This window comes from Bradyrhizobium sp. GW821-FHT13H06 (assembly GCF_058803975.1).
Window position 1 is genome coordinate 578,989 of record NZ_JBXAPN010000001.1, and the last position, 13,074, is coordinate 592,062.

General features: G+C 64.1%; 7 protein-coding genes. 6 read left to right on the forward strand and 1 reads right to left on the reverse strand.

Annotation, left to right across the window (positions count from 1 at the left end; translation table 11 throughout):
* Positions 1–7: 7 nt before the first annotated feature.
* From AC1RQP_RS02745 to AC1RQP_RS02770, 6 genes are all read left to right on the forward strand, one after another.
* A complete protein-coding gene (locus AC1RQP_RS02745) occupies positions 8–1,366 on the forward strand; it encodes a nitrous oxide reductase family maturation protein NosD (protein ID WP_492935844.1) in 1,359 nt (452 codons plus the stop codon).
* Positions 1,363–2,283, forward strand: a complete 921-nt coding sequence (locus tag AC1RQP_RS02750) for an ABC transporter ATP-binding protein (protein WP_492935845.1) — start codon at positions 1,363–1,365, stop codon at positions 2,281–2,283. The genes AC1RQP_RS02745 and AC1RQP_RS02750 overlap by 4 nt, the downstream gene beginning before the upstream one ends.
* Positions 2,280–3,107: an ABC transporter permease gene (locus AC1RQP_RS02755; RefSeq protein ID WP_492935846.1), complete on the forward strand. Its 828-nt coding sequence runs from the start codon at positions 2,280–2,282 to the stop codon at positions 3,105–3,107. Before AC1RQP_RS02750 ends, AC1RQP_RS02755 begins: the two co-directional genes overlap by 4 nt.
* Positions 3,104–3,676 (forward strand): nitrous oxide reductase accessory protein NosL, encoded by a 573-nt coding sequence (locus AC1RQP_RS02760; protein WP_492935847.1) that lies wholly within the window; start codon positions 3,104–3,106, stop codon positions 3,674–3,676. The genes AC1RQP_RS02755 and AC1RQP_RS02760 overlap by 4 nt, the downstream gene beginning before the upstream one ends.
* On the forward strand, positions 3,673–4,668 hold the full coding sequence (locus AC1RQP_RS02765; protein WP_492935848.1) for an FAD:protein FMN transferase: 996 nt from the start codon (positions 3,673–3,675) through the stop codon (positions 4,666–4,668). The genes AC1RQP_RS02760 and AC1RQP_RS02765 overlap by 4 nt, the downstream gene beginning before the upstream one ends.
* Before the next feature lie 286 nt (positions 4,669–4,954).
* Complete coding sequence (locus AC1RQP_RS02770) at positions 4,955–9,700, forward strand: hypothetical protein (RefSeq protein ID WP_492935849.1); 4,746 nt, start codon at positions 4,955–4,957, stop codon at positions 9,698–9,700.
* On the opposite strand, the gene AC1RQP_RS02775 is transcribed toward AC1RQP_RS02770, so the two are convergent.
* On the reverse strand, positions 9,675–12,755 hold the full coding sequence (locus AC1RQP_RS02775) for an ATP-binding protein (protein WP_492935850.1): 3,081 nt from the start codon (positions 12,753–12,755) through the stop codon (positions 9,675–9,677). The two genes, AC1RQP_RS02770 and AC1RQP_RS02775, sit on opposite strands and share 26 nt — an antisense overlap.
* Between the last annotated feature and the right edge of the window lie 319 nt (positions 12,756–13,074).

Below are 13,074 nucleotides of genomic sequence, written 5' to 3' on the forward strand. Positions count from 1 at the left end.
CGACCTCGTGGGTCCATTGTTGCGCGTGTTTCCGGCGGCGCTGGTCGCCGCCGGATTGTCCGGCTTCGCCAGTGCGGAGACGTTGACGGCTGCGCCTGGCCAGTCGCTGCAAGCTGTGCTGGATGGCGCGCGTGCCGGCGACGTCGTCGAGCTTGCGCCTGGCGAATACCATGGTTCGATCCGGATCGACCGTCCACTGCAGTTGGTCGGGAGTCGCGAGGCGGTGCTCGACGGCGACGGCTCGGGCAACGTCATCACGGTCAGCGCCCCCGATGTCACCGTCCGCGGTCTGACCATCCGGGCGTCCGGTCGCGACCTGCAGACGATGAATTCCGGGATCTTTCTGCAGAAGACGGCCGAACGCGCGACCATCGAGGACAATCGGCTGGTGGGCAACCTGTTCGGTATCTATGTGCATGGCGCCCAGGGCTCGCGGGTCGTCGGCAACGAGATCGAGGGACTGCGTGGCGGCCGGCTGAGCGAGGCCGGGAACGGCGTCTCGCTGTGGAATGCGCCCGACGTCACCATCGCCAACAACAATTTCCGCTATGGCCGCGACGGCATCTTCACCATTTCAAGCCGAAAGGACCGCTTCGTCGGAAACCGCTTCGAGCAGGTCCGCTTCGCGATCCATTACATGTACACCAACGACAGCGAAGTGAGCGGCAACGTTTCGATCGGCAACCATGTCGGTTACGCCATCATGTATTCGAACCGGCTGGTGATCCGCGGCAACGTCTCCGATCACGATCGCGACTATGGGATGCTCTTCAACTACGCGAACTATGCCCAGATCGAGAACAACCGGGTGACCGGCGGCCCGCTGAACGCGACGATACTGAGCACGCAAGACAGCCCCGACGACGAGCGAGGCATGCTTCCGCAGCCGAAACGGGAGAGCACTCTGAAGAGCGGCCCGGAGAAATGCGTGTTCATCTACAACACCAATCACAACAAATTCCGCAACAACTGGTTCGAGCGTTGCGCCATCGGCGTGCACTTCACGGCCGGCTCCGAAGGCAACGAGATCACCGGCAATGCCTTCGTCAGCAACGCCAATCAGGTGAAATATGTCGGCACCCGGCACCTTGACTGGTCGACCGGCGGGCGCGGCAATTACTGGAGCGACAATCCTGCATTCGACCTCAACGGGGACGGCATAGCCGACACGGCATACCGGCCGAACGACCTCATCGACCGCGTGCTGTGGACGGCGCCGGCTGCGAAGGTCCTGATCAACAGCCCCGCCGTCCAGGTGATCCGCTGGGCGCAGGCGCAGTTTCCGGCGTTGCTGCCCGGCGGCGTGGTCGACAGCCATCCACTGGTATCGCCGCCCGAGAGCCCTGCACCGAAGGAGACGCGATGACCAGCACGGTGCGCGTCAGCGATGTCACCAAGAGGTATGGCCGGGTCGAGGCCGTGCGCGATGCCTCGTTCTCGCTTGGGCAAGGCGAGCTGGTCGCCTTGATCGGCCACAACGGCGCCGGCAAGACCACGCTGATGAAGCTCATGCTGGGGTTGATCCGGCCAACCAGCGGCGCCATCGAGGTTCTCGGAGACAATCCGGCCGCCGGCGAATTCGCCGGCCGGCGCCAGCTCGGCTACCTGCCGGAAAACGTCTCCTTCGACCCTGCCCTCACCGGCCGCGAGACGCAGGCCTTCTACGCCAGGCTGAAGCGGGAGCCGTTGGCCAAAGCCCTCGGTCTGCTCGACACCGTCGGGCTGGGCGTCGCCAGCCGCCGCCGGGTGAGCACCTACTCGAAGGGCATGCGCCAACGGCTGGGCCTCGCGCAGGCGCTGCTTGGGGCGCCGCGCGTGCTGCTGCTGGACGAGCCGACCACCGGGCTTGATCCGGAGCTGCGGCAGACCTTCTACGACATCATCGCGCGGCTCGCGGCCGGAGGCGCGACGGTGCTGCTGGCGTCGCATGCGCTCACCGAGCTCGAGGAGCGCGCCGGCCGGGTCATCATCATGAACCGCGGCATCAAGGTCGCGGACGGATCGATCGACGAGCTGCGTCGTCTCGCCCGGCTGCCCACCAGGATCCGTCTCAAGGTCGCAGGACTGGCCCCGAGCGAGATGCCGGACTGGGCGCCGCAGGATGCGACCTGCCGCCGCTTGAACGGCCACATCGTCGAGATCGACGCCGCGCCGGAGCGGAAGATCGAGCTGCTGCACCGCGCGACGGCCGCCGGCAATGCCGTGGAGGACGTCGACGTGGTCCCGCCGACCCTCGACGAGCTCTACGCTCACTTTCTTCGGCAATCGGAGCAGGCGCCATGAACGTCCTGATCATCGCCGCCAAGGAAATCCACCAGGCCATCCGCAATCGCTGGGTGCTTGCCGCAACGCTCCTGCTCGCCGGGCTTGCTTTGTCGCTGACCTTTCTCGGCAGCGCGCCAACCGGCAACGTGGGCGTCCGCACGCTGGACGTGGTCGTCGTCAGCCTGTCGAGCCTGACGATCTTTCTCGTTCCGCTAATCGCGCTTCTGATCTCCCACGATGCCATCGTCGGCGAGATGGAACGGGGGACGATGCTGTTGCTGCTGAGCTATCCGGTGGCGCGATGGCAGGTGCTGCTCGGCAAGTTCCTGGGCCACCTCGCCGTGCTCGCCTTTGCGACCTGCCTCGGTTACGGCGCGGCGGTCGGGGCGCTGGCGGCGACCGGCAGCCAGATCGATCGCGATAGTTTCCTGGCCTTCGCAGCCATGGTGGGCTCCTCGGTGCTGCTCGGCGCAGCTTTCGTCGCCATCGGATATCTGGTCAGCGCGCTCGTGCGCGACCGCGGAACGGCGGCCGGCATCTGCATCGGATTGTGGTTGCTGCTGGTGCTGATCTACGACATGGCGCTGCTGGGCGTGCTTGCGCTCGATCAGGGACGCAGCATCTCGGCGGCCGCGCTCAACGCCATGCTGCTGGCGAACCCGACCGACGCCTACCGGCTGATCAACCTCACCGGCTTTGCCAATGTCAGCACCTTCGCCGGCATGGCCGGTCTTGCCCAAACCACGTCCCTGACGATTCCGGTCCTGCTGACCGCCCTGCTCGGCTGGACGCTGTTGCCGCTGGGGCTGGCCGCGCTCACCTTCTCGCGGAGGGAGCTATGAAGCGCCGAACGTTGCTTCTCGCCCTGCTCGTGCCGCTGGCGCTCGCCGGCTGCAACGAGAAGCAGGCGCTGAAGATCCCGCCGCCCCATCGCATGACGGCAGAGGATATCGGCCATTACTGCGGCATGAACGTGCTCGAACACCCTGGACCCAAGGGCCAGATCTTCGCTGCGAGCCTCATTCAGCCGGTCTGGTTCTCGTCCGTACGCGACACCCTCGCCTTCACCATGCTGCCGGATGAGCCCAAAGACATCCAGGCGATTTACGTGTCCGACATGGGCAAGGCATCAAACTGGGACCAGCCCGGCGCCGACAACTGGATCGAGGCGCGCAAGGCGTTGTTCGTGATCGAGAGCCGGCTCAAGAGCGGCATGGGCGGGGACGAGGCCGTTCCGTTCTCGGACCGGGCTGCCGCGGAGAAGTTCACCAGTGAAAACGGGGGCAGAATCGTCGGATTCGACGAGGTGCCCCGCGACTATGTCCTGACGTCTTCGAATGTCGGGGGCAAGGCCTCATCCGAGGAAGCGAGCGAAGTGCCGGCGGGCGAGCGATCGAGGAGGACGCCATGACACGAACTCTGACACGCCGACGTTTCATCCGGATCAGCGCGGCGGCGGCAGGCCTCGGCCCGCTGTCCATCGGACGCCTCGTTCGTGCCGAGATCGCGCCGGTCACCTGGCACGGGTCGATGCTAGGTGCGGTCGCGACGATGGAAATCCACGACGAAGACCGCCGTCGGGCCGAGCGGCTGATATCGCTGGCATGCGCCGAGGCGCGCCGGCTCGAGCGGCTGTTCAGCCTTTACTTGGACAACTCCGCCCTGGTCGAGCTGAACCGGACCGGTATCCTGATCGATCCCGCTGCCGAAATGGTCGATCTGCTCTCGACCTCGCAGCATTATTCCACGCTGACGGACGGGCTGTTCGATGTCACGGTGCAGCCGCTGTGGGACCTCTACTCCCGCCACTTCGCGCAAGATGACGCGAATCCGGCCGGCCCTGCAGCAGCCGAGATCGAGGCCACTCTCGTGCGCATCGGTAGCGGCCGGCTGTCGATCAGCCGCGACCGGATCGTGATGCCTCGGGGCATGGCCATCACCCTGAACGGGATCGCGCAAGGTTACGTCACGGACAAGGTGGTTGACCTGCTGCGGGCGCAGGGCATCTCTCACAGCCTCGTTGACATGGGCGAGGCCCGCGCGATCGGCCCGCGTCCGGATGGTCGTCCCTGGGACATCGGCATCGCCGATCCAGACATCGCGGAGCACACGAAAACGGTGCTGCCGATCGCCGATCGCGCCGTGTCCACCTCGGGCGGCTACGGCTTCCGGTTCGATTCCAAAGCACGCTTCAACCACCTATTCGACCCCCGAACCGGCGGCTGCGCTCTGCGCTATCGCAGCGTGACGACGGTATCGCCCAGCGCGACGGCCGCGGACGCATTATCGACGGCGTTCAGCTTCATGCCGGAAGACGGGATTCGATCGTTGTTGCCGCGTGTGAATATTGACCGCGTGCATTTGATCAACGAGGCAGGCAAGTCGGTCGAGTTGGCGGCGTAGCACCCAACGAAGATGCTAGCTCCTTTCGCGCAACCTTTCGGTCTGCGAGCGCGAAGGAAAAGTTCGGAATTGTGGGCCAGTTCATAGAAACAAACGCGCCGGAGCGGCAGAGTTGAGATGTTTCAAGGCCCGGACTGTCGCGACGAAGACGGAGCGACAGAATGGCCTGCGTCAAAATTCATTCGAAGTATCGTGAGCCAGATTGCACGTTTGCGGAAGTAAGAACGCAATAATTGCACTTTAGCGAGGGCGTAGCGACGGGCCGCTCGCCCTGGGGGGCAGAAGCATGCGCCGGGATTTGACGATCAAGACCGGCAGCATGGCCGGCACTTCGGACTTCAGGGTCATCGCCCCGATCAAGAAGGGGTTTGTGCCGTCACTGGATGCGACGACCTACAAGACACGCGTCAAATACGTGCTGCGAACGCTGAACGCCGGCAAGGCTGGCGCATTCGACGTCGAACTCGCCCGCGTCCTGTCCGACGCCGTGGACCGCGTCGGACGCATCCACTCCGTCGGCATCGCCGTGCTTGAGCCCGAAGACCAGGTGCTGCTGACCGTGACCTTCGACGGCGCGTGGGAAGCCTATATCCGTGTCATCTGGCAAAAGGTTTCACGGCTGCTGGACCTCATTTTCTGCAATACCGAAGGCTATGTCCTTGGCTATGAGAGCACCTACGAAGACTGGGGCGCATGGCTGAAGAGCAGCCAGTCCGAAGCTTACTTTCTCTACGCCACACCTGACTTGACGGTGGACGATACCCGCTTCCTACGGATGGAGGAGCGGGTTTATCGCCGAGCGGAAGGTGCGGACGCCGAACGGCGGGTCACGGAGATCAAGATTCCCTCGCCGGAAGAGATTGCCCGGCGCTCGATCTTCCCTGTCGACGGTCTGATCGGCGTCGATCCCTTGAATTGCGGCTTCAGCAAGCCGCTCACCATCGAGGCTGCCGGGCGGCCACCGTTCCGTCATGGCGTCCGCACGCTGGTCGGCCTCTACCGCCTTGCCGACTTCTATCCCCCCGGCACAAGCGACGGGCAGATCCTGCATCGCGCCGCCCACGAACTGCTGTCGGAATTCGTCGCCATGATCAACGCCGGCAACAGCTACATCGAAGGCACCGAGCGCGCGCGCCGCCGCTTTGACGAGGCCATGCTTTGGTTGATGTCTCCCCCCGAGGGCGCGGAGGTGCGCACCGACCTCCCCCTCGCCTTGCCCGCCGCGCCCCCCCTGGAGGATGCCGGGAACGTCCAGGGCGGAATTCTGAGCGCCTATGAAGGGACGGATCACGGCTGCTTGTTGTTGTTGCAGTTCTCGACGCCGGCTGCGCTCGCCGCATTCTTGAACGTACTGAAGGTGACGACGGAGGCCGACAAGCTCGATCCGGGACAGTTCGCGACCAACATCGCTTTTTCGGTCGAAGGCCTGCGCCAAGCCGGCCTGTCCGATGATGAAGTGCGCAGCCTGCCGGAGGAATTCGTCCAGGGCATGGAACGGCGGGCCGGGCTGCTCGGCGACGTCCGCTGGAATCATCCCCGGCGGTGGCGTCTCCCGGCCAGCAATTGGTCGCTCGGAATCGACGCCCCGGATCTGCGCGAAGACGATCCGTCGCCTCGCATCGACATGAGCGCCGTGCATGCCATCCTTCAGCTTCGACTGGTTTCCACGGGTACCCTGGCGACGGCGGAGGCGCGAGCGCCGCTGATGGCTGAGATGAAGCGGCTGGTCGGCGCGGACCCCGGTGTAAGGCCACTTTCAATCCAGTGGATGCAGCGTCAGTACGATCGGTCTGGCAACGTGCAGGACCATTTCGGTTTCGCCGACGGCAGTTCGAACCCTGTGCTGCACAAGAGCAAGGCAGGCACGCGTTATCCCAACCACGTTCATCTCGGCGAGATGTTGTGCGGCCATCCCAACCTGGCCGACAAGACGGCTCCCTTCGGAGACCAAGCCAATCGTGTGCACAACCTGCTGCGTGATGGCAGTTTTCTGGCTCTGCGCAAACTGCGACAGGATGTCGAGGCGCTCGAGGAAGTACTCTATCGCACCACGCGACAGTCGGCCGATGCGGCCGCCGCCGGTGCCCCTGCCCCGGTGCTGACGCGTGAAACGCTTCTAGCCAAGATGATGGGACGCTGGCCCACCGGCCACCCGCAGGCAGGCGAGCCGCTGACCCCGGTTCCCCCAACAGGCGGACTCAATGACTTCAACTACGATTACGACTCGCAGGGCAAACTGTGTCCATTTCAGGCGCACATCAGGCGCGCCAATCCAAGAGTGCGGGTCACGCGGGCCGATGCGGGCGCCCGGCCGCCACGCATCGTCAGGCGCGGCATGTCCTACGGACCGCCCGTCAAAGCCGAAGACGGGCAAGCCGGCAGAGACAGCTTGCAACAAGAGCGCGGTCTGATCTTCATGGCCTACAACGCCAGCCTCGGCGAACAATTCGAGGTGGTGCAGCGCTGGCTTGCGGGCGGCAACAGCTCGGGCTCCTATTCGGGAGGGAGCGATCCCTTCCTCGGCCTTGCCGAGCCGGGCCGGGTCCGGCATTTCCGTTTCGAACATGAAGGTCAGACCGTGCGTATGGCGCTGGACGGTTCGGACCGCCTGCACGATGAACCTCGCCCGTTCGTACGTCTGGAATGGGGTGCCTATTTCTTCGCGCCTTCGAAGAAGGCGCTCGCGGACATCCAGCAGTGGGCCGCGAGTCACCGCAAGCCGCCCGTGGTGTGGAACGCGGATGAGGGCGAAAAAGCGATTGCACGGCTTCGCGAGATCGAGAGCCGGGAAGGCGAAGCCGCGGCGATGGCCGCGTGGAAAACGGCGCTCGAAGATCCGGACTCGGCCACGAAATTCACCAACGCGTCGATCTGGGCTGCGATCCGCAAACGCCACGGTGGCGTGCTACGAACCCCGTTTGGGGTTCTGGTGGCCGACCGGGACATGGTCCAGCGGGTCTTCGCCGATCCGGATCGCAATCTGACCATCACCGGCTACCTGCCTCGCATGGAGCAGTCGTTCGGGATTCTCTACCTCGGACGCGATGCCGGACAGGAAGATCATGCTTACGAGCAGGAATCCGAGGCCTGCAACGCTGCCATCATGGCGCTCGACCAGCCAGCCGCATTCGAGCTGGCGCGGAAGATCACACAGAAGGTCCTCGAACATCTGGTCAATGAAGCGATCTGCTATGCGCGCAAGGACGGCGAAGCGACCTGGGAGCTGACCGTCGACGTGCGCGAACTGCTGGAGCCGCTACTGGGCAAATTCTGTGAAGAGTGGTTCGGACTGAGCGAGCAGGACGGTTATTTCAGCTGCGGCGGATATCGGTGGGACTGGAAACCAGGAAAGCCGCCATACTATCCCGGGCATTTCCTTTCACCCTCCCGCTACATCTTCCAGCCCCATCCGAACGAGGAAGTCGAGGCGGTCGGCTCGGCGCATGGCCGTGCCGTTCGTAGCGCCATGATCGACTTCCTCACCAAGTTCGGGATGACCATCACCGCGCCTGTCACAAGGGCTGTTCTAGATTCTCCGCGGGGCGCGGGCGACATTCCGTTCGTGGCGCGAACCATCGCCGGCGCCATGATGGGCTTCATTCCGACGGTGGACGGCAACCTGCGACGGATGTTGAACGAATGGCTGCGTGAAGGAACTCTGTGGTCCTTGCGCGCACGCTACGCCGGCACCGTTGCGAGGGATTATATGGATGCCCTTAACCGGCTGAGAGACGATTTCATCCCGGCGATGCAGCTGCGGGCGGTACCCGAATTGATTTGGCGAACGGCGGTAATTCCTCACACGCTGGGAACGGGTGCACACCAAGTGGCGGTCAAGGCGGGTGACATCATCGTTGCCGGCGCCGTCTCGGCCACCCAGCAGAACCTCGTCGAAGGGCGCCAGGACGTTTATCACGCCTTCGGGGGCAATCGTAGGGTTCAGGGGCATCCCACGCATTCGTGTCCCGGAGCAGATCCGGCACTGGCCGTGATGCTTGGCTTCTTCAGCGGGCTGGTCGAAACGCCGCTGCCGTTGCGTGCCGGCCCCGGTCCCCTGACTCTGGGTCTGGATGGACGGCTGCAGGGGCAGCCCGGTTCTCCCCTCACCCTTGCGCTGGAGACCAGAATGCTGACCGCCAATGATTTCCGTTCGTTCGATTTCCGCTCGGCGTCGATCGCCACGCTCCATGATCCTCATGCGTTTCAGATCCAGGAGGTCAATACGGCATTGCTGGCGACGACGACCGCACTGGCGACGCTCGGCGATTCCTGGCTGTTTGAATTTCCACCCGCCTTCTTTCGGCCGAGCCTGACATCAGCGCTCAAGAAAATCGGATACGTCGTCGGTCGCGGCCATGCCTTTGGTACATTCGGCACGCGGCTGGAGGAGATGGCCAGCCCTGACAGCCTGGACGAACTGAGAAACTGCTTCATAAATCCCGATCCCACTCAACCTGCGCCGAAGGCGCTATTGATCGGTGGCGGCGGAAACGACGTGGTCTTTGGCTACCCCCGACCGACCACCACGCCGCTGTACAAGATGCTCGAGGTGCCAGCGGCCGGCGTCGACCCGCTGATCGAACGCGAGGTTCATGCGTTCATCGACGTCAAGATCGCCAACTTCTACCGGACCATCCTGGATTGCATCGTCCATGAATTGAAGGACCATACAGACATTCCGATCCTGATCCACGGCTACGATCATTCAATTCCCGACGGCCGAAAGGACCCGGCTGCCGGCCCATGGCTCGCTCCAATCTTCGCTGCACGGGGCATCACCGATCCGTCAGCATCGCGAGAGATTATACGACGCTTGATCGACCGGGTCGGCGCCATGGTGGCAACCGTCGCAGCCGAATATCCGGGACGCGTATTCCCGGTCAAAACGGCCGGCACTTTGGAGGCGGATCCGCGCTTTCAGCAGGACTACAAACTGCTGTGGGCCAACGAACTTCATCCGACCGAAGCCGGTTACGACCTTCTCGCAAGCGTGGTCGTCGCGACAATCAGGGACCAGTTGCATATCGGCTGACCGGAGTGCTGCCGACGCTCCGAATCGCTCGCTCCGCGTGCCAGGCCATGCCCAGGGTGTTCAATCTCTCGGCGGCTTCCAGTGCAGTCTGGCGGGCCGCCTCGCCCTGCCCCTGCTGCGCGAGAAGCTCACCGCGTGCAGCCAGATTCAGGGCCGCATCGCGTAGCGAGGCCCGCAAGCCTGCGGAGTTTTCGGCCCGCTGCAACCAGCGTTGGCTTAGCCTGAAATCCTGGCGCCGGGCCGCGAGTTTCGCTAGCGAACGGCATGCCGCCGCCTCGCCCAGCCGCTCGCCTTCGCGCGCGCGACGCAGGACATGGACGGCATACCGCCGTGCCGTATCGACATCGCCTTCGGCTGCTGCCGCCTCGACCAGCCAGCTATATTGAACTGACGTGTAGAAGTGGAAGTTTCGCCTTTCCATCCATTGCGCGGCGCTCCGCAACTGCTGCAAACCTTCGGCATCGCCGGTCGCCGACCAGCGGGCAAATCCAGACGCGGCGCGGCAATCCGCCAGCAGCAGCAGGCTGCGCATATTCTCGGCAGCGCGAGCTCCCTCGACGGCGAGCCGCTCCGCCTCCTGCCACCGACCTTGCCAGACGAGCACGACCGAAATCCAATTGCGCACCGAACCGACGACCGGGTGGGTCGAGCCTTCGACCAGGGCCATCGCTTCTCTGAAACACTCGTGAGCGCCGTCGAAATCTCCGCGATCGGCGAGCACACTGCCTTTGCACGACAACGCGTAGGCGGTGCCGATGGCAAGGGCGCCGTGCCGGCGGCTGCGTTGCTGCTTGGTCGAGTTGGCGGCGTCGATCAAGGTGATGGCTTCGTCGTACTGGCAGCTTGCGGCGAGAATCTGGCCCAGCGAAGCTTCGATCTGGGCGATCGGGCGGTGCTCACCGAGCTTGCGTGCCAATTCCAGTGCTTTCCTTGTGTGTGTCACGGCCTCGCGAAAGCGCCCGAATGCGTAGCACATGTAGCCGAGCCATTCATACGCACTGGCCATTGCACGAAGGTCCCCGAGCGAGGACGCAATCGCGACCGCCCGCTCGAACACGGTGGTGTCGTCGGCCAACGATAGCGGGTCGAATACGCTGACCAAACCAAGCTTATTGGCCAGCAAGCACCAACGCAGGGACTGCTCACGAGAGCGATCCGGCACGCGATCCAGCGCCTCCATGGCAAGCTGATATTGGGCACGTGCACGGTCCAGCGCGAATGCCGCCATGGCCTTGTCACCGGCGCGCTCGGCATAATGGGCCGCGCTTTCCCAATGACCCGCGCCGCGCGAGTGGTAGGCCAGGGCTTCCAGCGTGTCTTCGCGATCAGCCTGCTCGGATCGTGCCAGCAACGCGGCCTCGATGCGTCTGTGCAATGCCTGACGCTCGTGCAGACCGATCGTGTCGTACACGGCGTCCCGCGTGATGCCATGTTTGAAGCGTAGGACGCCGCCCGCTGGATCGGGGTAGAGAAAGTCGGCGTCGGCCAGCGCCCGCACTGTTGCCGGGTCAGGTTCGCTGCCGCAGGCCGACACCAACAACCCGTGCGGCACCGTGTTGCCAATGACTGCCGCGGCGCGCACGACATTCACCTCATCCGGCGGCAGCCGCGCCAGTCGCGAGGCGACCAGCGTTGCGATCCATCCCTGCTTGCTGCGCATTTCGAACGAAAGAGGATCGTTGGCCGCGATGGAGTGGCACAGCTCCTCGATGAACAGCGGCACCCCGCCGGCATAGCTGTGAACACGGGCCACCAGGAAGGGATCTGCCTGGGGCACCCAGCGTCGCACAGCAAGGTCGGTTTCCGGGCCCTGGAACGGCTGCAGCTGCAGGGACGGCGCGTTGGCAATCCACTCGGTCTCGTCGTCGCGTGGCCGGCTGGCGAGGATGACGCGCGGTCCATTGGGCAATTGCAACAGTGCCTCCAGCAACTGTCGGCTCGCGTCATCGGACCATTGCCAATCATCGATCACCAGCACCAACGGACCCTGTGCCGACAAGACGGTAAAGAATCCGAGCAGGTCACCGACCACGCCATCGACGGTCATCCGGCCGCCGCGCGCATCGGCGCCGGTCGACGCCAGCGCAAGGATCGATTCAGCACGCGGGCCGAGCTGGGAGGCCCATGGCTGCAGGCCGGCGCGGGCAATCTCGTTGGCCTCGACGACAGATGCGTCCGGTCGGATCCCTAGGTAGGCGCGCAGCATTTGCAGGAACGGTTGCAGGACTTCGGCACCGGCATAGCTTTCGCAGTTGCCCCGCAGCAGCTTGAAGGGTTCGGTACCACAGTGTCGCAACACTTCTTCCAGGAGGCGCGTCTTCCCAAGCCCGGGACTGCCGACGACGACCACGCAGCGTTGCCTGGTCGGATGTGCCTGGTTGAGAAAATCGGTCAGAAAGTTGAAGACCTCGTTGCGACCAATAAAGGGCGTCAGGCCGCGACGAGACGTCGCCTCGAATCGGCGGGTCGCCGTGCTTCGTCTCAGCACCACGCGCGCCTGCGGCATTCCGGCCGCTGCACCCGATGTCTGAAGGCGGTCGCCGAGCTCGAAGAAATTTGCATGCGGACCGAGGGCATCGAGGCTTGCAAGGATCTGCCCCGGCGCAGCGTAGCGTGACAGGTGCGCCGCCGTGTTCACGACATCGCCGATCAGGTCGTACCGGCCGGACTCGATATCTCCCTCGGTCAGGAGCAAGGTGCCGGCGTGGATACCGGAATGCATTTGAAGCGGCATGAGAGCCGGGGACACGCCATCGTGGCGCAACTGCCCGACCCACTGGTGAATATCGAGTGCCGCCTCCGCAGCGCGACGACCGTCATCTTCGCCTGACTGGGGGTAGCCGAACACAGCGAGGGCACCGTCTCCCTGCGTCCTGATGATGCGACCGCCGTGCTTCGCCACCGCGCGATGCCAGATTTGCCGCAGTTGGCTCAGGAGTTCGGAAAGGTGCTCGGACTCGATATCTCTGCCCAGCGCGGTGGATCCCACCAAGTCAGAGAAAAGCACCGTCAATCGATGACGTTCGCCTTTTCGGTCGCGCGTCTGCGTATTCATCGTCGATCGCAGCCAACTCGTTGCCGAACAGCAAGCACGGTCTCCAGCTGGTGCCAGACCGGATACCGCAAGCCATCATACGCAGCCATAGTATCCCGCCTACCCTCGGCCAGCACAAGTGGAACCCGCGGATCGCATCCTCCGAATATGGAGATTGGTGCGGCTGCGTCGGCCTAACCAATTCAACAACCTGATGTTTTTCCCTTAATGCGGTTCGCTGCACTGGCGAAAGCACCGCCGCCCCACCCACAGCGGCTGAGTTGGCCACCTTGCCTGTGAAGGTCCGGGCGGAGGATACGCCAGACGCTCCAGCTGCGGC